This window comes from Candidatus Eisenbacteria bacterium, from assembly GCA_016867715.1.
Classification (GTDB): domain Bacteria; phylum Orphanbacterota; class Orphanbacteria; order Orphanbacterales; family Orphanbacteraceae; genus VGIW01.
The window spans coordinates 1-22,511 of the sequence record VGIW01000010.1 but is presented as its reverse complement, the minus strand read 5'-3'; the positions used below and the strand labels follow the sequence as shown (position 1 = coordinate 22,511).

20 protein-coding genes are annotated in these 22,511 nt (G+C 65.8%); 2 read left to right on the top strand and 18 right to left on the bottom strand.

Annotated features, from left to right (window positions below; genetic code table 11):
- Positions 1–41: 41 nt before the first annotated feature.
- From FJY73_03485 to FJY73_03415, 15 genes are all read right to left on the bottom strand, one after another.
- On the bottom strand, positions 42–1,901 hold the full coding sequence (locus tag FJY73_03485) for a 30S ribosomal protein S1 (GenBank protein MBM3319722.1): 1,860 nt from the start codon (positions 1,899–1,901) through the stop codon (positions 42–44).
- A 59-nt stretch (positions 1,902–1,960) separates the two neighbouring features.
- Positions 1,961–2,593 carry a 1-acyl-sn-glycerol-3-phosphate acyltransferase gene (locus FJY73_03480; protein MBM3319721.1) on the bottom strand — a complete coding sequence of 211 codons (633 nt, stop codon included), beginning with the start codon at positions 2,591–2,593 and terminating at the stop codon, positions 1,961–1,963.
- On the bottom strand, positions 2,590–3,258 hold the full coding sequence (locus FJY73_03475) for a (d)CMP kinase (protein ID MBM3319720.1): 669 nt from the start codon (positions 3,256–3,258) through the stop codon (positions 2,590–2,592). The genes FJY73_03480 and FJY73_03475 overlap by 4 nt, the downstream gene beginning before the upstream one ends.
- Complete coding sequence (gene aroA, locus FJY73_03470; protein ID MBM3319719.1) at positions 3,255–4,574, bottom strand: 3-phosphoshikimate 1-carboxyvinyltransferase; 1,320 nt, start codon at positions 4,572–4,574, stop codon at positions 3,255–3,257. Before aroA ends, FJY73_03475 begins: the two co-directional genes overlap by 4 nt.
- Positions 4,571–5,587 (bottom strand): 3-deoxy-7-phosphoheptulonate synthase, encoded by a 1,017-nt coding sequence (gene aroF / locus FJY73_03465; GenBank protein ID MBM3319718.1) that lies wholly within the window; start codon positions 5,585–5,587, stop codon positions 4,571–4,573. The genes aroA and aroF overlap by 4 nt, the downstream gene beginning before the upstream one ends.
- 5 nt (positions 5,588–5,592) lie before the next feature.
- On the bottom strand, positions 5,593–6,354 hold the full coding sequence (locus tag FJY73_03460) for an rRNA pseudouridine synthase (protein ID MBM3319717.1): 762 nt from the start codon (positions 6,352–6,354) through the stop codon (positions 5,593–5,595).
- The gene (gene scpB, locus FJY73_03455; protein MBM3319716.1) at positions 6,329–7,054 is read right to left on the bottom strand and encodes an SMC-Scp complex subunit ScpB; all 726 of its coding nucleotides are present in this window, start codon (positions 7,052–7,054) and stop codon (positions 6,329–6,331) included. The genes FJY73_03460 and scpB overlap by 26 nt, the downstream gene beginning before the upstream one ends.
- The gene (locus FJY73_03450; GenBank protein MBM3319715.1) at positions 7,002–7,799 is read right to left on the bottom strand and encodes a segregation/condensation protein A; all 798 of its coding nucleotides are present in this window, start codon (positions 7,797–7,799) and stop codon (positions 7,002–7,004) included. The genes scpB and FJY73_03450 overlap by 53 nt, the downstream gene beginning before the upstream one ends.
- 89 nt (positions 7,800–7,888) lie before the next feature.
- Entirely contained in the window at positions 7,889–8,800 is a 912-nt protein-coding gene (gene xerD / locus FJY73_03445) for a site-specific tyrosine recombinase XerD (GenBank protein ID MBM3319714.1), read from the bottom strand.
- The gene (gene uvrC, locus FJY73_03440) at positions 8,797–10,593 is read right to left on the bottom strand and encodes an excinuclease ABC subunit UvrC (protein ID MBM3319713.1); all 1,797 of its coding nucleotides are present in this window, start codon (positions 10,591–10,593) and stop codon (positions 8,797–8,799) included. Before uvrC ends, xerD begins: the two co-directional genes overlap by 4 nt.
- Before the next feature lie 84 nt (positions 10,594–10,677).
- Positions 10,678–11,625: a cysteine synthase family protein gene (locus FJY73_03435; protein MBM3319712.1), complete on the bottom strand. Its 948-nt coding sequence runs from the start codon at positions 11,623–11,625 to the stop codon at positions 10,678–10,680.
- A gap of 248 nt (positions 11,626–11,873) precedes the next feature.
- The gene (gene murJ, locus FJY73_03430) at positions 11,874–13,496 is read right to left on the bottom strand and encodes a murein biosynthesis integral membrane protein MurJ (protein MBM3319711.1); all 1,623 of its coding nucleotides are present in this window, start codon (positions 13,494–13,496) and stop codon (positions 11,874–11,876) included.
- Entirely contained in the window at positions 13,463–14,683 is a 1,221-nt protein-coding gene (locus FJY73_03425; GenBank protein ID MBM3319710.1) for a radical SAM protein, read from the bottom strand. The genes murJ and FJY73_03425 overlap by 34 nt, the downstream gene beginning before the upstream one ends.
- Position 14,684: 1 nt before the next feature.
- Positions 14,685–16,004, bottom strand: coding sequence for a glycosyltransferase family 2 protein (locus FJY73_03420; protein ID MBM3319709.1), 1,320 nt, complete (start codon positions 16,002–16,004; stop codon positions 14,685–14,687).
- 226 nt (positions 16,005–16,230) lie between these two features.
- Positions 16,231–17,664 carry a lamin tail domain-containing protein gene (locus tag FJY73_03415; protein ID MBM3319708.1) on the bottom strand — a complete coding sequence of 478 codons (1,434 nt, stop codon included), beginning with the start codon at positions 17,662–17,664 and terminating at the stop codon, positions 16,231–16,233.
- 671 nt (positions 17,665–18,335) lie between these two features.
- Here FJY73_03415 and FJY73_03410 point away from each other — a divergent pair.
- Positions 18,336–18,965, top strand: a complete 630-nt coding sequence (locus FJY73_03410; GenBank protein MBM3319707.1) for a hypothetical protein — start codon at positions 18,336–18,338, stop codon at positions 18,963–18,965.
- Here FJY73_03410 and FJY73_03405 read toward each other — a convergent pair.
- Positions 18,959–19,975: a hypothetical protein gene (locus FJY73_03405; protein ID MBM3319706.1), complete on the bottom strand. Its 1,017-nt coding sequence runs from the start codon at positions 19,973–19,975 to the stop codon at positions 18,959–18,961. The two genes, FJY73_03410 and FJY73_03405, sit on opposite strands and share 7 nt — an antisense overlap.
- Before the next feature lie 132 nt (positions 19,976–20,107).
- A complete protein-coding gene (locus FJY73_03400) occupies positions 20,108–20,842 on the bottom strand; it encodes a hypothetical protein (protein MBM3319705.1) in 735 nt (244 codons plus the stop codon).
- Between the two features lie 244 nt (positions 20,843–21,086).
- On the opposite strand from FJY73_03400, the gene FJY73_03395 reads away from it, so the two are divergent.
- Positions 21,087–21,440 (top strand): hypothetical protein, encoded by a 354-nt coding sequence (locus tag FJY73_03395; GenBank protein ID MBM3319704.1) that lies wholly within the window; start codon positions 21,087–21,089, stop codon positions 21,438–21,440.
- A gap of 43 nt (positions 21,441–21,483) precedes the next feature.
- Here FJY73_03395 and FJY73_03390 read toward each other — a convergent pair.
- On the bottom strand, positions 21,484–22,511 hold a 1,028-nt coding region (locus FJY73_03390), incomplete at its 5' end, for a hypothetical protein (GenBank protein ID MBM3319703.1).

Genomic DNA, 22,511 nt, shown 5'->3' with positions numbered 1-22,511 from the left:
GAGTGAGTCGATTATAGGCCCGGGGCGGCCCCTGTCAAGGCCTATCGGTCCTCCTCCTCGTCGTCGTCCGCGCCTCTCGAGAAGTCGACGAGATCCGCGATCGTCGTCTTCGCGCTTCCCGAATGGCGGCGCGCATAGCCATCCACCTCGTCCCGCTCCTCCTGCTGGAGGAACGCCTTCACCGACAGCACGATCCTCCGGTTCTGCGGATCGACCCGCACGACGCGAAGGTCGAGATTCCTCCCCGGCGCGAGGCCCTCCTTCGAATCACGAAGGATCTCGTCCGGAATCTGCGAGAGGGGAACGAACCCCTCCACGTCGCCGCCGAGATCGACCACGACCCCTTTGTCCAACACCTTGACGACCGAAGCTTCCACCGTCGATCCCTCGGGATGCCGGATCTCCATGTGGTCCCACGGATCCTCTTGGACTTGCTTCAGGCCGAGCGAGATGCGCCGGTTCTCCTTGTCGATGTTGAGGACCATCACCTCGACCAGGTCCCCCTTCTTCACGATCTCGTTCGCGTGCTTGATCCTCTTCGTCCACGACATGTCGGAGATGTGAACGAGCCCGTCGATCCCCTCCTCGAGCTCGACGAACGCGCCGAAGTTCGTGAGGTTCCGGACCTTTCCGGAGAGCCGCGAGCCGACCGGATAGCGCTGCTCGATCGTGAGCCACGGATCGGGCTCGGTCTGCTTCAGGCCGAGCGAGATCTTCTCCGCCTCGCGGTCGACCTTGAGCACGACCGCCTCCACCTCGTCTCCGACCCCGAGGACCTTCGAGGGATGGCGGATGTGGCGCGTCCAGGACATCTCCGAGACGTGGATCAGCCCCTCGACCCCCTTCTCGAGCTCCACGAAGGCGCCGTAGTCGGTGATCGACACGACCCGCCCCTTGATGCGCGCGCCGACCGGGTAGCGCGACTCGACGTCCTCCCACGGATAGGCGGTGAGCTGCTTGAGGCCGAGCGAGATCCGCTCCTTCTCCCGGTCGAACTCGAGGACTTTCACCCGGATCGTCTCGCCGATGTTCACGACCTCGGACGGATGCCCGATCCGGCCCCACGACATGTCGGTGATGTGAAGGAGCCCGTCGATCCCCCCGAGGTCGACGAAGGCGCCGAAGTCGGTGATGTTCTTCACGACCCCCTCGCGGATCTGCCCCTTCTCCAGCTCGCCGATCAGGCGCTCCTTCTTCTTGTTCCGCTCCTCCTCGAGGACCACCCGGCGCGAGACGACGATGTTGCGGCGCCGCTTGTTCAGCTTGATAATTTTAAACGTAAACACTTGACCGATCAGATCGTCCAGGTTGGGAACCTGGCGAAGAGCGACCTGGGAGCCCGGAAGGAACGCCTCGACCCCGAAGAGGTCGACGACGACGCCCCCCTTGATCCGGCGGACGAGCCGTCCGTCCACGATCGAGCCCGCGTCGTACGAGTCCTTGATTCGCCCCCAGACCCGGAGAAAATCCGCCCTCTGTTTCGAGAGGACGACGAGACCGTCCTGGTTCTCCAGCTTCTCGAGATAGACGTCGATCCGATCCCCCACGCGAATGTTGATCGGCTCGGGGAACTCGGAGAGAGCGATCACCCCCTCCGACTTGAAGCCGACGTCGACCATCACCTCGTTCTCGCCGACCCGGAGGACCGTCCCGGTGACGATCTGGCCCTCCTCGATCTCCCGCATCGACTCCTCGTACACGCCGAGCATCTGCTGAAGATCCGCGGATGTCTCCTCTCCGTCCTCCTCGTCGATGTTGACGAACTTGATCCGCGCCGGACGGGGACCTTCGTCCCTTCCCCCGTCCCCTCCGTCCGCGCGCCCGTCCTCGTCGCGGTCGTCCGCGTCGTCGTCGTACGGGCGGCCCCGGCCCGCGCGTCTCCCTTCCTGGTTCCACTCCATACCGATTCTCTTCCTCCTCATACGGAACGATTCGCCCTCCACGAGGGCAATCTCTTATCTTAGAGCACCCTCCCCCCTTCGCGCCAGCCATATTTCGACTGGAGGGCGCGGATCCGGCGGGTCGTCTCCTCGGCGATCTTCCGGTAGCGCTCCTTCCGGTTCGCCCCCGGGATCGACCCCGGATCGAGCGGCGGCCCGAAGAAGACGCCGAGGTGTCCTCTCCGAACAAGCGACCCGCCCATTCGGCGCGTCCCCCGAAGGTAGGCCGGCACGATCGGGACCGAGGCGGCGAGGGCCATCATGCCCACCCCGGGGCGCCCCGCGCCGATCGTTCCGTCCCGGGAGCGGGTCCCCTCAGGGAAGACGAGAAGCGCTCCACCTTCCGCGAGGAGGCGGATCACCCTCTCGAGCGTCCGCCTCTCGACCTCTCCCCGGTCGACGGGGAGCGCGTTGTGCGCGCGGATGAGACCCCCGAGAAGAGGGTTCCGAAAAAGCTCCCTCTTGGCGAAGAAGTGGAGCTCCCGCGGAACGCCGAGGCCGGCGATCACCGGATCGGCCGAGGAGACGTGGTTCACGGCGAGGATCATCCCCCCTTCCCGAGGGATGTGATCCGTCCCCTCCACGCGGAAGCCGTAGACCGCCTTCACGAGCGCGCGCGCCGCCGTCCAGCTCACCCGGTAGAGCGTTTTCACGCGCCGGCCTCCCGCGCGAGCCGGACGATCCGATCGACCTGCTCGTCGATCGTGAGGGGGGTCGTGTCGATCTCCACCGCGTCCTTCGCACGGACGAGCGGCGCCACGCTCCGCCCGGAGTCCCGCCGGTCCCTCTCGTCGATCGCGCGCCGGATCTCCTCCAGGCTCGCGGGAACCCCGGACGCCTCGAGCTCCCTCCAGCGCCGCCGCGCCCGCTCCTCCGGGTCGGCCACGAGGAACACCTTGAGGCCCGCCTCGGGAAAGACGACGCTCCCGATGTCCCTCCCCTCGACCACGATCCCCCCCTCGCGCCCTGCCTCGCGCTGGAGGTCGACGAGAAGGGCGCGCACCTCGGGCCGCGCGGAGAGAGGGGAGACGAGCCTGGTCACCTCCGAAGAGCGGACCTCTTCGCTCACGTCCTCTCCGTCGAGGAGAACGCGCATCGCCCGCCCTCTCCACTCGGGCCGCACGCGCGCCGCCCGGCAGATCGCGAGCGCTCCCTCTCCGTGCGGATCCTTGATCCCTGAACGGATCACGGCGAGCGCGAGCGCCCGGTAGAGCGCCCCGGTGTCGAGGTAGCGATAGCCGAGCCGCTCCGCCACCGCCCGCGCGGTCGTGGTCTTCCCCGATCCGGCCGGCCCGTCGATCGCGACCACGAGGCTCACATCTCTTCCTCCGCGAGCGCCTCCCCGAGCCCGAGATCCGCCGCGAGCGCGAGGAACTCGGGGAGGGAGGTCGCCACGCACGCGGTCTCCTCGACGATCGTCTCGCCCCGCGCGGCGAGCCCCGCGATCGCCGCCGCCATCGCGATCCGGTGGTCGCCGCCGCTCGCGACGCGCGCCCCGCGAAGCGCTCCGCCCCCCCGCACGACGAACCCGTCCGCCCGCTCCTCCGCTTCCACGCCGAACGCGCGGAGCATCGTGACGACGAGCCGAATCCGGTCGCTCTCTTTGACGCGAAGCTCCGCCGCGTCGCGCACCTCGAAGACCCCCTCCGCGAGCGCCCCCGCCACCGCGAGGATCGGGATCTCGTCGATCAGGCGGGGAACCTCATCCCCTTCGATCACGGTTCCGCAAAGCGCGCGTGCGCGCGCCCGCACGTGGATCCGCCCCTCGGGCCCGATCGTCTCCGCCCGCTCCCGCTCGATCCGCCCTCCCATCCGCTCGAGCACATCAAGAAACGCGGTTCGGGTCGGGTTGTCCACGATCCCCTCCGCGACGACCTCGCCGCCGGGGACGACGAGACCCGCGGTCACGAAGAAGGCGGCCGAAGAGGGATCGCCCCCCACCTCGATGCGCGCCCCCCGAAGGCGCGTCCCCCCCTCGACCGTCGTCCGGAGCCCCTCGCGCTCCACGCGCCCGCCGAGATACGCGATCATCCGCTCGGTGTGGTCGCGCGAGAGGCTCGGCTCGACGACCGTCGTTCGGCCGGACGCGCGGAGGCCCGCGAGAAGGACCGCCGTCTTCACCTGCGCCGAGGCGACCTCGGTCCGATGGACGATGCCGCGGAGGCTTCCTCCCCGGATCGTGAGCGGAAGGCGCGCGCCCCCGTCGGGCCCATCGATCCGCGCCCCCATCGCGCGAAGCGGCTCCACGACCCGCCGCATCGGGCGGCGCCGGAGCGACGCGTCCCCGTCGATCGTCGACGGAAAAGCCTCGGCGGCGAGAAGGCCGGCGAGAAGGCGCGCGCCGGTCCCCGAGTTGCCGCAGTCGAGCGGGCTCTCCGCCTCGCGAAGATCCCCTCCGCTCCCCCGGACGAGGAACCCCTCGGCGCTCTCCTCGATCGGGACCCCGAGGCGGCGGAGCGCGGCGGCGGTCGCCCGGCAGTCCGCCCCCCGGTTCGGCCCCGCCGCGAGCGTCTCCCCCTCGGCGAGCGCCCCGAGAAGGAGCGCCCGGTGGGTCATCGACTTGTCCCCGGGAACGGCGATCGCGCCGCGCGGGGCCGGCCCCGGCGACACGCGGAAGCGGGTCTCGCGGTTCATCCGAGGGTTCTTCCGACCACGGCGGCGATCTTTCGAAGGTCGCGCATCAGGTTCCGGAAGCGCTCCGGAAGGAGCGACTGGTCGCCGTCCGAGTAGGCCCTTTCCGGCCGCGCGTGCACCTCGATCATGAGCCCGTCCGCTCCGGCCGCCACCCCGGCGAGGGCGAGCGGCGACACCCAGCGCCAATGCCCGGTTCCGTGCGACGGGTCGACGATGATCGGCAGGTGGCTCCAGTGGTGGATGAGCGGGACCGACGCGAGGTCCATCATGTTGCGCGTCGCGGAATCGAAGGAGCGGATCCCCCTCTCGCAGAGGATCACCTCGTAGTTCCCCCCCGACATGACGTACTCCGCCGACATGAGGTACTCGTTGATCGTGGTCATCATCCCTCTCTTGAGGAGGACCGGCTTGCGAGCCCGTCCGACCTCCTTGAGGAGGGCGAAGTTCTGCACGTTCCGCGCGCCGACCTGCACGATGTCCGCGTAGCGGCAGACGAGCTCAACGTCGCGCGTGTCCATCACCTCGGTCACGACGAGAAGACCGGTCTCCGCGCGCGCTTCCGCGAGGATCCGGAGCCCCTCCTCGCCGAGCCCCTGAAAGCTGTAGGGAGACGTGCGGGGTTTGAACGCGCCGCCGCGGAGCACGCTCGCTCCCCCATCCTTCAGCTCCCGCGCGAGGGCGAGGAGGTCCTCCCGGTTCTCGACCGAGCAAGGGCCCGCCATCACGTGGATGCGCGCTCCGCCGAAGGCGAGATCCCCCACCCGCACCTCCGCCCGCTCCGGACGGAACTCCCGGTTCGCGAGCTTGAACGAGGTGTCGAGGGGGACGAGACGGGAGACCGCCGGGTGGGCGCCGAGGTTCTCCTCCTCGATCGCTTGCCGGTCGCCGATCGCCGCGAGGATCGTCTCGTCCGATCCGGGCGAGTAGTGGACCTGCACCCCCCGGAGGGCGAGCCGCCGAAGGAGGTCCTTCTTGTCCCGAGCGGACACGTTCTTTCGTAGGTGAAGGATCATCCCCGTCAGCTCACCCCGAGACGGACCATCCGCCGGAGGAGGTCCGCTTCCTTCTCTCCGAGAAGGCGCCACTCGCCGGGCCCGAGGCCGCGGAGGGAGAGGGGCCCGAGCTGAACCCGCACGAGGCGCTCGACCCGAAGCCCGAGCTCCCTCGAGATCCTCCGGATCTCGCGGTTCCGCCCCTCGGCGAGCACGACCTCGAGAACCGTTCGCTTCCTCGTGCGATGAACGAGGCGAACCTCGCTCGGCCGCGCGAGCCTCCCGTCGATCCGCACGCCGGCTTGGAAGCGCCGCACCTGGGCGTCGCTCATCTCTCCATCCACCCAAAGCCGATAGATCCGCTCGACGCGATAACGGGGGTGCGTGAGACGAAACGCGAGCGGTCCGTCGTTCGTGAGAAGCAGGAGCCCCTCGCTCATTCGGTCGAGCCGGCCCACGGGGAGGACCGGAGCCGGGAGCCCGCGCAGGTAGTCATAGACCGTGCGGCGTCCCTCGGGGTCGCGCGTCGTCGTCAGGCAGTCGACCGGCTTGTGCAGGAGGACGTAGAGGACGCGGCGGGGCGGAACGACGATCCTCCCCCCGACGCGCACCCGGTCCCTCTCCGGATCGACCCGGGCGGCAAGATCCAGAACCACGCGCCCGTTGATCGTGACGCGCCCCCGGAGGACGAGCTCCTCCACCTTCCGCCGCGAGCCGAGCCCGGCGGAGGCGAGGAACCGGTTGATCCGGATCCCCTCTTCCTTAGAACGTTCCGGAGGGAGGTTCATCGTACGGCTCCCCCTCTCCCCCTTCTTCCCGACCCTCCCGCGGGAGCTCCGGATCCTCGTCCGTCTCCGATCCGCCCGCCCCCTCCGCCCGCTCTCTCCGCGCGGCGAGCAGTTCTTCGACCTCCTCTTCGACCGAGAGCCGCTCGTCCGCCTTCATGATCTCGGAGAGCTCCTCAACCTTCGGAAGCTCCTCTAGACTCTTGAGGCCAAAATGATTGAGGAAGAAATCGGTGGTTCCGTAGAGGAGAGGACGCCCCACCCCCTCCGCCCGCCCCTTCAGGGTGATCAGGTTCCGGTCGAGGAGGGTGCGGAGCACTCCCCCCGCGTCGACGCCGCGGATGTGCTCGATCTCGGCGCGCGTCGCCGGCTGGCGGTAGGCGATGATCGCGAGCGTCTCGACCGCAGCCCGCGAGAGACGCATGGTCCGAAGGTCGCTCCGCATCCTCCGCACCCAGGGGAAGAACTCCCGCCGCGTGAAGAGCTGCCAGCCCCCCTCGACCTCGGCGAGCTCGAAGCTCCGCCCCTCCCGGTCGTACCCCTCCCGGAGCTCCGCGAACGCTTCCGCGATCTCCCGCGGCGCCGTCTCCGGGAGAAGCGCCCGGACCTCCTTCGGCTTCAAGGGCCCGTCGGCGGCGAAGAGAAGCGCCTCAAGAATCCGTTTCGTGCTGAGGTTCGTCCCCGTTTCCGTTCCCGTTTCCATTTTCGGTTTCCGTTCGGCGGCGGATGTGGATCCGCCCGAAAAGCCCCGCCTGGACGAGCGAGATCCTTTGGAGGCGAAGCAATTCCAGAAGGGCGATGAACGTCACGATGATCTCCGCCCTCTTCGCCTCCGGCTCGAACAGACGCTCGAACTCGACCTCCTCGGCCGACCGGAGGGCGCTCTCGATCCGCTCGATCTGCTCCTCCAAGGTGTACTCGTGGAGGATCACCTCGTACGGCTCGAGGCGGGGGGTCCGCCGCATGACCTCCGCGAAGAGGCGGAGCAGCCCTCCCAAGTCGACCGGGATGAGCACCTCCTCCGGCTCGTCCGGCTCGCCGTCCTCCTCCTCCGGCGCGGCGCGCCCGACGAGAAGGCTCCTCGCCTCCGCGCGCGTCCGGAGGTTCTCCGCGGCCGCCTTGAACCTTCGATAGTCAAGGATCCGGCGGACGAGCTCCTCGCGCGGGTCCTCTTCCTCTTCGCCCTCCTCGACCTCCTGACGCGGGAGAAGCATCTTCGCCTTGATCCTCATCAGGGTCGCCGCCATGACGAGGAACTCCCCCGCGACCTCGAGGTCGAGCATCTGCATCAGGCGGATGTGCGCGAGGTATTGCTCCGTCACCCGAGCGATCGGGATGTCGTAGATGTCGATCTCGTCTCTCTTGATGAGATAGAGAAGAAGATCCAAGGGGCCTTGAAAGGCCTCGAGCTCGACCTTGTAGCCGGTCCCGCGGACCTCTTCCGTCATCGGAGCCATCACGCCCTCCCCGTGCCGAGGTATTGAAGCACAGCGCCCGCCGGTTGTTCCACCCTTTTCCCGTTCCGCGCGGCGCGCGGTCAACCGCGCGGGTGGAAGGTCCGGTGAACCTCCTTGAGGTAGGTCCGATCGACCGCGGTGTAGAGCTGGGTCGTCGAGATGTCGCTGTGGCCGAGCATCTCCTGCACGTCGCGAAGACCGGCGCCCCCCTCGAGAAGATGCGTCGCGAACGAATGCCGGAGCGTGTGCGGCGAGAGCTTCCCCTCGATCCCCGCCTCGCGCGCGCGCTTCCGGAGGGCTTTCCAAACCCCCATCCGGCTCAAGGGCCCCCCGCGGTGGTTCACGAAGAGCGCCTCGGTGGTCCTCCCCCGGACGAGGGCGGGCCGCGCCCGGTCGAGATACGCCTCGACCGCTTCCTTCGCGCGGCGTCCGACCGGAACAACCCGTTCCTTCCCCCCCTTCCCCACGCAGCGCGCGTACCCTTCCCGGCGGAGAAGACCGCGCACGGGGAACGCGACGAGCTCGGAGACGCGAAGCCCGGTCGCGTAGAGGAACTCGAGCATCGCCCGGTCGCGGATCGCGATCGGCCCCGACGGGCGGATCCCCTCGAGAAGCCGCTCCACGTCCCGAACCGGGAGCGCGTGCGGAAGGCGGAAGGGGAGGCGCGGGGGGAGAAGAACCGAGGTCGGGTCCCCCGCGAGGATCTTCTCCTCTATGAGAAACCGATGGAAGGCGCGGAGGGACGAGTGGCGGCGCGCGAGCGTGCGCGCGGAGAGGCCCGCGCGTCCCTCCCGCTCCGCGAAACGCGCGACCTCCTCGGGGCCGATCGCCTCCGGCTCCACGACCCCTTCCTCCTCGAGAAAGCGCGTGTAGCGCTCGAGATCCCGTCGGTAGCTCTCGATCGTGTTCGCCGCGAGCGCCCGCTCGGTCTTCAGATGAACCAGGAAATCGCGGAGCGCGTGGCGGAGCGGGGGGACGCCGGGCGCGCTCATCGTTCCGCTCCCCGAAGGTGCGCGCGGATTCGTTCGGCGAGAATCGGCCCGATCCCCCGAACCCTGGCGATCTCGATCGCCGTTGCGGCGCGAACGCGCGCCACCGACCCGAAGCGGAGGAGAAGCGCGCGCTTCCGCTCCGCGCCGAGGCCGGGGACCGCGTCGAGCGCGCTCCGCTCCGTCCCCTCCGCCCGCCGCCGCCTCTGATAAGTGATCGCGAAGCGGTGCGCCTCGTCCCGGATCCTCTGAAGAAGCCGAAGGCCCGGCCCGTTCGGGAGGCGGATCGCCTCGGAGACCCCCGGACGGAAGACCTCCTCCTCCCTCTTCGCGAGCGAGGCGGCCTCCGTCCCCTCCGCCCCCGCCTCACGGAGCGCGGCGCACGCCGCCGCGAGCTGTCCCTTCCCCCCATCGACGAGGACGAGATCGGGGAGCGGATCCCCCTCGGCGAGAAGGCGGCGGAAGCGCCGTCCCACGATCTCGCCGATCGAGGCGACGTCGTCGATCCCCTTCACGGTCCGAATCCGATACCGCCGGTACCTAGCCTTTTCCGGAAGCCCGTCCCGAAACGACACCGACGATCCCACGAGGTCTCGATCACCGAGGTTCGAACAATCGAAGCACTCGATGCGGCGCGGGATGCGCGCGAGCTCGAGCGCCCGCCGGATCTCTCGGAGCGCCTCGAAGGACCGGTCCTTCCGGGCGAGCTTCCGCACGAGGAGCGCTTGCCGCTCGTGCGCCGCGTTCGCGCGGGCGAGATCGACGAGCCGCTTCTTCTCCCCGCGGCTCGGAACGAGGAGCCGCACGCGAAAGCCCGCGCGCGAGGCGAGCCACGCCTCGATCGTCTCGCGATCCGCCGCCTCCCGGTCGGCGAGGATTTCCGGAGGAATCGCCGGGGCCTTCTCGTAGAGCCGCTTGAGGAACGGGCCGAGCGCCTCCTCCTCCGCCCCCGCCTGGAGGGGGAAGGTCTCCTTCCCGGTCATCTTCCCCTCGCGGACGCGAAGGAGCACGGCGACGAGCTCGCCGTCCCCCTCCGACAGCGCGACCACGTCCCGGTCAGCCGGGTCGCTCGCGCTCATCCTCTGCCGCTCGATCACCCGCTCGACCGCCGCGATCTGGTCCCGGAGGATCGCCGCCTTCTCGTAGAGGCGATCCTCCGAGGCGCGCGCCATCTCCCGGCGAAGCTCTTCGACCAGAGTCCGGTTCTTCCCCTTGAGGAGAAGGATCACGCGATCGATCATTTGGCGGTACTCCTCCTCGGACGCCTTCCCCTCGCACGGGCCCGAACACTTCTTGATTTGATAATCGAAGCAGAGACGGACGGCACGTGAAGGAAGAACCGCCGTGCACGAGCGGACCGGAAAAACCTGCCGGATGAGGCGAAGGACCCGGTGCATCGCCTGCGCGTCGGTGTACGGCCCGAAGAGGAGCGAGCCTTCCGCGGCCGGGCGCCGCGTCCCGAAGACCCGCGGGAACGGCTCGCCCAAGGTGACCTCGATGTACGGGTACCGCTTGTCGTCCTTCAGGCGGACGTTGTAGCGGGGACGGTGCTCCTTGATCAGGTTGAGCTCGAGTAGGAGCGCCTCGAGCTCCGAATCGACGAGGAAGGTCTCCACGTTCCAGATGCGCGAGACGAGGGCCCGAAGCCGCGCCGACTCGTGGCGGCGCCCGAAGTAGCTCCGCACCCGCTTCCGGAGGCTGTTCGCCTTCCCGACGTAGATCACGCGCCCGCCGGCGTCCTTCATGAGATAGACGCCCGGGTGATCGGGAAGACGCTCCAGATCCTCCGCCTTCATCGCTCCCCTCCTCCGGCGGAGTATAGTCCGATTCGCGGGGGGACGAGGAGGGGAGAGAGAGGATTTCGGTGCGGGGCTACGAAACTAGGTGGTCGTGAAAAGATCGGTCGACAGGTACTTCAGCCCGGAGTCGCACGCCAAGGTCGCCACCGTACGACCAGCCCCTAGTCGCCGGGCTACGCGCAATGCCGCGACGACGTTGGCTCCCGTGGACGTCCCGGCAAACACAGCCTCCTCACCCGCCAGGCGACGGGTCATCTCTTTCGCCTCGGCGGTGGAGACCTGCTGAATCTCGTCCGCCAAGTCCTCTCTCCACCTCGGAGGAACGAAACCCGGTCCCACCCCTTCGATCTTGTGAGCACCGGGCACGCCACCGGACAGCACGGCCGACTCGGCAGGTTCCACGGCGATGATTTGAACTCCTGGATGCAGTGCGCGCAGAGCGTCGGAGACCCCTGAGATGCACTGGGCGGTACCTACGCACTGAACGAAGGCATCCACCCGTGCACCCGACTGCTCCCACAGCTCATCCGCGAGCGGCGCGTAACCCAGGGCGGCATCGGGATTGTTGAACTGGTCGGCATAGAAGGTGCCGGGCTCGGCGCTGAGCTCCGTTGCTCTTGCGATCATCTTCTGAATCAGCTCCTTGGTGGTCTTCCCTCCTTCGCTCGGAAGCTCCAGGACGACGGCTCCGAAGGCACGCATGTGGTCGCGCTTCTCCCGGCTGAACGCATCGGATGTCACGAGCGTGATGGGGAGCCCGCGTGCTGCACACACGAAGGCGAGCGACGTCCCCGTGCTTCCCCCTGTGTACTCAACCACCCTTCCCGGCGGCGAGAGACGGCCCGAGCGAATCGCGCGATCAATGAGTGAGAGAGCCATGCGGTCCTTCATGCTTCCAGTCGGGTTGTGGCTCTCCAGCTTCAACAACACGCGAGCGGATCCGCGAGGCACGACGCGTCGGAGCTCGACAAGAGGCGTTCGGCCGACCGACTCGATGACGCCGGCGATCCTCTCCACGTCACTCTCCATCGGTCCGCCGCGGACGAGGAGCGGGCGGTTCAGTGAACACGCTCGCGGGGCCGCTCGTTCGTTCTGGCCGCACGTTGGCCGCGCGAAGCGCCGGACGGCATGTGGATCTTTCATCCGCTGCGGATTGCGCGGCGCGGAGCGTCCGCGCCACCAAAGATTCGACGGCTCCAGCATAGCCGATCCCCGTGCGAAGGAGGAGGGCCAAAAGATTCCTCCGATGCGGCCCCGGTACGTGCCACTTCGCTCTCTCAACGCCGGAGCACCGCCGTCCGAATCTCGGCGAGCTCGCGCCTGCCGAGGACGAGGGAGGCGAGGAGGAAGGCGAGAAGACCGGCCGCGATGCTCCCCCCGACGTGGAGGAGCTGCGCGGCGAGCGTCGGTTCGCCGCCGGGATCGAGGCGGCCGCTCACGATCCACAGGACGACGCCCATCACGAGAGAGGAACCAAGGGTTCGAAGAGACGATCCGGCGAGCGACGGGCCGCCGAGTCTCCCGTGGCGCCGGACGAGAAGGCCGAGAAGGAGGAAGAAGTTGGCCATCCCGGCGAGCGAGGTCGCGAGCGCGAGCCCTCCGACGGCGAGAGGTCGATAGAGGAGAAGATCGAAGAGGATGTTCGCGCCGGCCGCGATCGCGCCGACGACAACCGGCGTCCGCGTGTCCCGCATCGAGAAGAAGACTTGCGAGACCCCCTTCACGCCGCCGAACGCGAAGAGCCCGAGCGAGTACAAGAGGAGCGCGGTCGAGGTGAGGTCGAGCGAGCTTCCCGCGTCGAACTCCCCTCGAACGAACAAGAGGCGGATGATCGGCCTGCGGAGAATCATGAGCCCGATTGTGGCGGGGATGAGGAGGAAGAAGAGAAGCCGGAGCGTGTAGGAAAGGGTTCTCTTCGCCCGCTCGATCCCCTCCTCCGCCACCTGCGCGGAAAGAGAGGGGAGCGACGCCGAAGCGACGGCGGTCGCGAAGACCGCGAGCGGGAGGAACATCACGCGGTTCCCCAGGCGGAGCGCGGTCACCGATCCTTCATCGAGGAGCGTGGCGAAGAGAGTATCGACGAGCACGTTGATCTGCACCACGGCGAGCCCGAGAACTCCGGGGAGCATGAGGGCCCCCACCGCGCGAAGCTCGGGGCTCCCGAGGTCGACGCGCGGCCTAAAGCGAAAGCCCGCACTGCGGAGCTCCGGAACCTGCACGAGAAGCTGCAAGACCGAACCGAAGAGGATTCCCGCGCAGAAGAGGTCCATCCGCGCGTAGCCGCTCTTCGGAAGCGCGAGCGCCGCGAAACCGAAGGCGACGATCCCGATGTTCCAGGCAACCGGGGAGAGGGCGGGGATCGCGAAGCGCCGGAGCGCGTTCAGAATCCCCATCACGAGGACCGCGGGGCCGATGAAAAGGAGATATGGAAACAGTAAACGCGTAAAGCGGACCGCTGCCTCCATGCGGAGGGCATCCTCCCGCCATCCGCGCGCGTAGAGCCCGACGAGAAAGGGCGCGGCCCATGCCGCGAGCGCCGCGAGAAGAACGAGAAGGATCGTGAGCACGACGAGCGCGTTCGACCCGAAGCGGGACGCTTCTTCGTCTCCCTTCGCGATCCGGTGTTGCGTGTAGACCGGAACGAAGGCGGCGTTCATCACCCCTTCGCCGAAAAGGCGCCGGAGAAACTGCGGAACGGAGAATGCCAGGTTGAAGGCGTCCGCCTGGAGAGACGTCCCGAAGAGAAAGGCGAAGAGGACGTCGCGGCCCATCCCGAAGACGTGCGAGAGGAGCGTGGCGGCGCCGATCGTTCCCGCCGAGCGCCCGATCGCCGCGTGCTCGTCCCGCCCGGCGGCGCTCCCCTCCATCAGAACCCCATCAGCCCGCAACAGCGCCGGCAAGCGGGCAGGATCCCCTCGGTGCTGATCGACCGGCGGAAGCGCCGAGCGCGCTCGTTGTTCCACATCGTCCGGACGTCGTCCCGGGCGATGTTGCCGATCACGTAGTCGTGATAGTCCCGGCAGAGGCTGACGTTTCCGTTGCTGTCGATCTCCATCGTCATGAAGATGCTGACGCACTGATCGTAGCCGAAATCGTCCGCGTGGTTCGTGTAGTAGCGCTCGATCTCCTCGCGCGTCTTCAGCGCCGGCATCGGGATCGGAGGGCACCGCCCGCTTGCGTTCGAGAGCGCGCGCATCGCATCGAGCTTCTCCGCCACGAGACGATGATCGAAGTCCTTCCACGTTCCGATCCAGCCGAGGTGGGTCCTCGGCGGGAAGCCGAAGCGGCGTTCGAACTCCCGGCTGTGCTCCTCCGCCGACTCCGGGTCGATCCACCAGGTGAGATAGAGGATGTGCGCGTCCGCGTAGCCCGCGACGAAGCGGTAGAGATCGACGAGATGATTGATGTTGTAGCTCGTGATGCAGGAGAGCGGCACGACGAGCGGATAGACCGAACCGCGTCTCTTCTTCTCCTCGCGGATCGCATCGAGCGCCGCGACGACCTCCCGGAAGTTGTCGGCCGTCTCGCCCGCGCCGGGCCTCTGCCGGTTGTGGATCGCCGCGTTCGGGCCGTCGACGCTGATGTAGAAGACCCGGCAGGTCTCGACGATCTCCTTCGCGTGGTCCGCGACGCGCGTCCCGTTCGTGACGAGCGAGATCGGCATCCGCTCTTCGTGGATGGCGCGGAGCACCTCGAGGATGCCGGGGTAGAGCATCGGCTCGCCCCCCCACACGTACCAGATGGGGGACCAACCGGCCGCCACGATCTCGTTGATGAACCGACGATAGATGTCTATTGGAACCTCGCGCCGCCGGAGCTCGCGGGACGGCGTGTCCAAAAGGTAGCCGTTGTCCCCCCACTGCCCGCACGAGTGGCACCGGAGATTGCACCGGTCCGTGATCCGAAGGGAAACGAGCTGCACGCCGTCTCCCTTCCCGTGCCGCGCCCCGAGCGGGTGGCGCAGGTTGAAGATCTCCTTCAGGGCCTGATACCGGAGGAAGGTGCGCGTGGCGATCCCATCTTCGTCGAGCGCGGCCGCCAACGTTCGCACGAAGCCCCTCGGGGGGATGCGGCTGCGGATGGCCATGCTAGTCCTCCTCAGAGAGATCGCCCGTGCGGAAGCCCGGCTCGACCTGCAGGAGACGCGCGAGGGGAGCCCGAGCCCTTCTCAGGAACCCCTCCCAGGCGCTCTCGCGGGGCTCCTCGATCGGACGGGGGACGCGACCGAGAATCCGGCACCCCTCCGGATGCCGGTGCGCGTAACGCACCCCGCCCCACACGATCGATCGCTTGAAGGGGGCGCAGAGGCTGTTGACCCCTCCGAGCAGCATCGCCGCCGGAACGGCGAGGGCCGTGAGAAGCATCGTGCGGCGGATCCTCCGGTCCTTGCGGAGGTTCTCGGGGAGCGTGCGCGTGAAGAGAAGATAGCTCAACGATTCGAGAAACGGCACCGCGAGAAGAACCCCGTACCGCTCGGGAGCATGAACCGTGAGGGGGATCGCGGCGGCGAAGACCGCTCCCTTCGGGAGGAGGTGCGTGAGACAGAGCCACCAGGAGAGCCGAAGCTTCATCCAATAAGTGACCGCCATCTGGCGGTTCGTGAACTCGATCACCGGACGCCATCCTCGCTCGGCCGTGTAGTTCACCGGGACGCACTCGGGCGCGAAGTGAATCTTCTTTTTGAGCTCGGACATCGCCCGCGTCAGATGCTGATCCTCGAAGAGGGCCTTCTTCCATCGCGCAAGGATCTCTCCGCGCGCGAAGGTCTCCCTCCGGATCGCCGACGACCCGCCCCAGACCATCCCGATACGGGGATCCCCGTAGAGCGCGATCTGGAAGTTTACCCACACCGCTTCCGTGTACGAGGCGACGCTCGGAACCATCGGCGCGTAGAATCGGGCCCCGGTGACGACCCCGACCTCCTCGTCCTGAAGCGGCCTCACGAGCCGGTCGAGCCATTCCCTGTGAATCCCCGCGTCCGCGTCGACGAAGGCGAAAACCTCGACCTCGTCCGGAACCGCGGCGAGCGCCGTGAGGAGGTTCTCCGCCTTCTGCGATCGCCCAAGACCGTTGTCGACCACGTTGGGGGCCAAGAGCACGCGCGCGCGCGTGTCGGCGGACGCGAGCCTCTGCAGGGGCCGGTACGACCGATCGGGCCGCCCATCCACGTCGACGTGTGTGACGAAGAAGACTTGGTAGTCGCCGGGGTAGTTTTGGTCGAGGAGCACTCGCGCGTTCGCTTCCGCCTGCGCGTCCCATCCGTAATGCGGGGCGATCACGGCGACGCGGGGTCCGAAGACGGGCCGTCTCGCCCTTCTCTCCCGACGGGTCCAAGCGATCGCTCGAACCAGAAGCACCATCTCGATCAGGAAAGGGATGGCGCTGATCGCGAGGAGGATCGCCAACATCTGCTCGCCCCCCGGAAACCCGGATAGCGGACCGTTTTCCCGCGCAGTCTAGCACATGGGGTGTCACGGTCCAAACAATCCGTCCGGTGGGGGAGGCGCGCGGAAGGCATGCCTCGGCGCCCACAACAACCCCCCGGGCGGACGACCCGCCCGCAACCGATCGCGTTCCCCGAATCTTGGGGCCCGCGCACGGGCCGCGGGCCCCGCCCCACAGTTGTATCAGCCGCTACTCGTCCGCTTCCTGGAAAAGCCTCTTGATCGCCCCCCAACTCTTTCCGGTCGTCCAGGTGACGCTCCCGCCGTTGGAGGCTTGCGGGCTATAGTCCCAGTCGAAGCCCTCGAGCGAGGGACGCGTCCAATCCCCGTAGCCGTCCGGGAAGCGGATCATCGACTCGCCGTGGTTCCCCTCGGATCCATACGTGCGCTGGTCGATCAGCTCGCCCTGCCTTCGAAGCTCCACCGTGTCCCCGCTGTTCGAGAGACCGTTCCCGATCCGTCCGTCGTCGGCGAAGACCGGACCCTCGAACCCCTGGGGCGATCCGCCGCCGAACAGAGTGAGGAACCCGTGCGACGGGATCACGGTCCCGGTCGGAAAGATGAACGCGCCGGTCGGAGAGTCGTCGTCCGACAGAGTCCAACCTGAGACGTCCACGCTCGTCGCGCCCGGATTGTAAAGCTCGATGAACTCGTCCTGATACGCGTCGATGATCCCGTCGTTGTTCGCGTCCCCCTGCGGAGAGGCGAGGATCTCGTTGATGACGACGGTCGGAAGATGGTCCTCCACCGTGTAGCCGTACGTCTCGGCCGGCGCTCCGGCCGGATCGTACGAAGTGTGTCCTCCCGCGTCGATCGCGCAGACGTAGTACGTCACGCTCGACCCATCCGCCGCCGGGGGGATGAGTCCCTCGAACCAGTTCCCCGACCCGGCCGCCATCACGGTCATCTGCGAGGCGCCGCCGTTCACCCGGTAATAGAGACAGACCTGGGAGATCCCCTCATCGTCCCGAACCTCCGACGACACGAGCACCGTGTCCGCGGAGCTCGGATACGCCGGCTCATGGCGCGTCCCGCTGATCACCGGAGGGCCCGAGGGAACGCCCCACGCGTCGTTCGGAGCGCCCGGCGTTCCGTAATCCCCGGCCCCATACGTCGAGACCACGCACTCCGCCCAGTTCGACCCGACGCGGTTGTCCGCGAGCGGATCGATGCACTCCATCGAGGCGCCGGTCGGATCCGGAAAGGTCGCGCCGTCGTCGTACGCGACCGAATCGATCGTCGTCGTTCCTTGCCGAATCACCACCCGGTCCGCCGCGTTGCCAAGCGTGATCGCCGAGTACTTGTAGTTGCAGGTATACCCGCCGTTCACCGCCGGGTCGTCGTTCCGCCCGAGCACCAGGAACCCGCCCGCGGGGATCACGAGCGAGCCGCCCGCGGCGATCGTGTGCGCCTCGCTCCCCCCATCCCCGATCACCCATCCGTTGATGTCGATCCCGGCCGCGGTCGTGTTGTAGAGCTCGATCCACTCCCCGTACGTGTCGCTCACCGCGTCCGGGTTCTGCATGATCTCGGTGATCACGACGTCCCCGGGCGAAGCCCCCCGCGCCGCCGGCGCGAACACGAGGACCAGAAGCGCGATCATTGCGATCGAAAGCAACCTCATCGAATCCTCACTCCTTCCCTTCATCCGCACATCCCATCCCATTCGACGCCCGGTTCTCTTGCGGCCGCATCACCTCCCTCCCGCGGGCCGGTTCTCGGGACCGGTCGAAGCAGGATCCGTTCCCCCCGCCGAACGCCAAGACCGCCGCCGGCAAGTGCAAGAGGGAGCGACTCATCGAGCGAGGCGGCCCAAAGGGCGCGAACGCGCCCCCGCCCACCGGTTGGGCGGCGCGACCGAAAGGCCGCCCAGGGCCTGGACGGCTCGGCGGCCTTCCCCGCAGAGAGATCGCGGACGGAGAGATCGGGGACGTTCCGAACTCGCGGAACCTCGCGCTCGATTTGCTTACGCCAGAAGACAGGGACTGGAGACGAATCGTGCGTATCGGTTCTCGACTCCATGCCGGAGGAACTGGATCATGAAGAGAACCGGTAGAGAAACAAGTTCCGATAATTCGCGACGTCTCCACCCCCCCACGTTTTGGAGTGAGGGAACTGTCCACCTGCCGGAGGGGGAGGTCGGGAACGTTCCGAACGTGCGGAACGGAGCACGTGTAGCGCGGATTCGGCGCCGGGCCACGAGACTTCTTAGGAAGGCGGCAGGATTCCGTAGCCTGGCACCAAGATCATCCCACACTTCCAGACCCAATACTCCTAAACAACCAAAGCACGCTCATGGTCGGAAGAGCACAGCTCGGAAGCCTTGAGCCAGTCTACTTTGACTACTTAAACATCACCAGCGTCGGACCAGAAATCAAGCCGCCGATGGAAGGAATACCTTGGTGCGGTAATCAGGAGATGAAGTGCGGGTGGTTTACTGACATGAGCAAAGCCATTGTGCTCGGAAGAGCGTGCAATACCACAACACCTCTCCCGGCATATGCGAATTGCAACAAGCTCACGGGAGTGGGACAGGATTGTGCGTATTCTGAAAATGATAACGAACCTGGCAGATGCTATTCTCGTTTTTCGACCATTTCCAACAAAGATGATGTGGACATTACTTGTATTGAAAGTGGTGTTTGGTGTCCCATTAATTTCATTTGGAATGAAGATTTTGGACGCTGTGAACCGGTTCAGGAATTGTGCGATTATGGGTTTGAGAACGAGACACAGCATAATTGCCAGACCAATGAGACACTTGCACAGCCTGGGTTCATGAATGATTTAGGGTGGTGTCTTGAGGATTTCTCTCCCCCAGGAGAATCCGGAAATTGGAGCATTGCCTGCTGTGAATTCTTGAGAGTTCCACTTCCTGGGCAAGATTATCTGTTCTTTGGAGAAAAGGAGGTATTGATTTATTGATTGAACTCAATAGCTTGGGCATCATTTCTAAGTTCTTCTGTTCTCCTTGTTTTATCTCTTCCCCAGGCAATGTAAGAGATATCTGAACTGGTCCAAGGCTGAGGACTAACCTGCAATATGCCAAGTCTGGAATCAGAAGAATTTCCACTAATACCAGAAATAGCTCTTGCCAACTCGTGTGCACAAATCCTCCAGTTGCCTATTCCCAAACTTCCGGGCTTATAGTAAATCGTAACTGCTTCTATTTCCTGCGTCTCTGGAATAATATTAAAATCAGATGAATTCATATTTAAAATATAGATATAAATATTATCTTCCTCAGGATTGACCTCACCAGGAGCCCACGCAAGAGCTGGTCCTGGAATAATAGAATCGCATCTTGCATTAATATCATCAATAGCACTTGTAATATATCCAATTTCTGTTGAATTTAGGGGACGATGAGGCAATGATGCAACATAATACCCATCAACCTTCAGCGGAAAATTCGCAGTAGGATGCCATTTGTTGTCATTTCCAAGCACTGGAACATCATAGAGTACTTTCATAAGAGCAACATCAAAATCACTAACGCCGCGATATTGTTTGGGCGTTATCATCACGCATACTGTCTGGTTGTCATTTGCATTTATTCCAAAATCTCTCAGCCAATTCCAATACACACTATTCCCATCAATCATAACCTGGCCGTTCAACAAGTCGGAGGGAGAGACACTCGTCTTCGCCGGCGTGCCAACGTGGAAAAGCCTCTTGACGGCGCCCCAGGAGCCCCGTTCGGAGCGGGCCTCCGGGACCCCGGTGAGGACCCATTCCAAAGTCGCCTCCCCGTTCGCATCAGTTGTATCGGAGAGCGTCCGGTCGCAGAGCCGGCCGAACACGAGCTGCCCCGCGAGGGGCTCCCCTTGATAGCTGTAGGTCTTGATCGTGTAGGTCGTTGCATAGGCGGGGAAGGCGAAGAGAAGGGAAAAAACAGCGAAAGAGAGGACGGCATTCCGAATGTGGAAGTTCACTGGGCCATTCTCCTTTCAGTCATCGCCTCCGTCACCGCTGAGGCCTGGAGGTTCGTTGGGGAAATCGGCCTTCCCCGTCCCGCATCGGGCTGAGCCCAGGAACCGCACGATGCGGCACAGGACCCGGCGCATCTAGTAGATCGGAGCGTCTTCCTCTCGGGCCGGGCGGGGGCGAACCACTCTCCCGAAACCGAAAAGCCCCTCCTCGAAATCATCCAAATCCAGGAAGCGAAGCCCGTCTTCCCCCTCCGCGCGGAGAACCCGCTGCCACCGCGCGTCGAGCCCCCGTCCGAAAAAAGCGAGCACGGGCGCGCGGTGACCGCCCCCGCGGCGACGCGCGATCTGCGCCGTCCGAAGGAGAGGCTCGGAGAGCGCGAAGCTATCCGAGACCACCGCGATCCGATACGAGTCCGCCAGCCTTCCGATCGCGAACGCGATCCCCGCATCGAAACGGACCAGCCGGGGCGCCACCTTCCCGTCCTCCGAAAACCCGAGCACCCCCGCCGGCTCCACCACGAAGCTCTCGATCGGCGCGAAACGGCGGACCTCCCAATGAAGGTCGTTCTCGGCGAACTCGAGAAAGCGCATCTGACCCGCGTTCTGGGAAGACGCCGAGGTCCACATCACCCAGAGGCCCTCCTTCCCTCTCGGATCCGGCTCCCGCACTCCCTCCACCTCTTCACAGAGAAGGCGAATGAAGCCCCGGTAGTCGAGCGAGCGCCCCTCATAGAGCGCGCGGGAAACGAGATAGAGGGCGCTCCCATCGATGAGCACCGCGGTGGGAGGAGTTGCACCCCCCGGGTTGGCGAAGGCATCGTCTCGATGCGTCGGGTCGGACGGGTTCCAGGAATTCCGCATCGGGCTCATACGAATATCTCCTTTCAGATTCTGATGTTCATGCTATCACCGATCGGAGCCGACGTCAATTCGCACCGCATTCTGAATCAGGATCAGGCATTCTGTTCGACGCAGGTATCAGCGATGCGGCGTCGATCGAGCCTTTCGCTCTTTTCTGGATTTGGACTTCTGATCGGGAGAGGGAAAGCTCTTGACATCCGGCTGTCAAACAAAGTACAAGAATGAGTATAAGGTATCAATCTGGAGGAAGACGATGCCCTACGAAGAGTTCGTCAAGCAACGGAGACGGTGGGGGAACCGAGAACCGCAAATCACGATATCGAAAAGGGGGAACATCGGCATCAACACCGTCTGCGATCGGACGTATCTGAAGGAATTCGACTACGTCGTCTACTACTACGATCGCGACAAGACAACGATCGGGATAAAGCCGATGAAAGAGGAGCTCCCGAACGCGTACCGAATCAAGCGATACAAGAACGGAAGCATCGTCATGCTGAGCGCCGTGGCGTTCCTCGATCACTACCAGATCCCCCGCGAGAAGACGCGCTCGTACCCGTGCACGTGGAACGAGAAGAAGGGGATGATCGAGGTGGAGGTCGGGTAGGGGGCCTGCGGAAGGAATCGGGACACCTGTCGGTCCTCCCGCTTCAGTTCGCAGCTTCGCCCCCCGAGAAGCCGGTGCGCGCTTCTTCGCGCCGATCGAGGACCGCGATCCAGTCGCTCGTCCGCGGCGGCCACGGAAGATCCGGCCCCCAGTGGAAGACGCTTCGTTCCGGATGCTGCTCGACGAGGCCGGTCAAACGGTAATTCCGCTCCCGATAGGTATCGAACCAATCGAGGAGGAGCGTTTCGGAATCGGGACGAATCGCCCACGAGTGCCGATTGCGAACGAAGACGAGAACCGCAGGCGACGCGCGCTCGATCTCGGCGATCATTTGCTCCTGCATCGCGCGCGCAAAGGGCTGCGCCTCCATCATGGGATACACGTAAAGGAATCCGGTCGCCGCGCGCCGATCCGCGTAGAAGTAGATCTCCGGCTCCGACCCGATCACCGCGATCCGCTCGTCGGGGCGCGTCCTCTCGCGAACGCGTTCCCCGATCTCGATCGACTCGACGAAGGGGTTGAGCCCGTAGGTCGACCGGCACGCCTCCTCCGGGGTCATCGCGAAAAAGAAGGCCCTCTCCCGATGCACCGCGAAGGCGAGCGCGAGGAGGAGGACGAGCGGCGCGAGGCGCGCGGACGCTCCCCATCCGAAACGCTCCCCGAGAAGTCGCTCGATCCGCTCGATCCCCTCCCCCGCGAGAAGCGAGGCGACCGGAAGAAGAAGAACGAAATAATGAGGTCGAAAGTAAAACCCGGGAGAGACGGCGGCGAGAGAGAAGAAGAGAGCCGCGAGCAAGACAGGCGCGCGGCGGGGCCGTGTGAGGAGATGGGAAACGACCCCGCATCCCGCGAGGATCCAGATCGAGGGGGCGTGTCCCGCGACGCTCCCGAAAAGGGCGAGGAAGCGGCCCGGCACCTCGCCGAGCGGAACCTGCGAGACGTAGGCGCCGGCGTAATCGATCGTCCAGTGCCGAAAGGCGCGGAGCGTCCCCGAGGCCGCCATCCAGACGAGGACGAGCGCGTAGGGGACACACGCGCCCGCCGCGAACGCCGAGAGCCTGATCCCGAGAG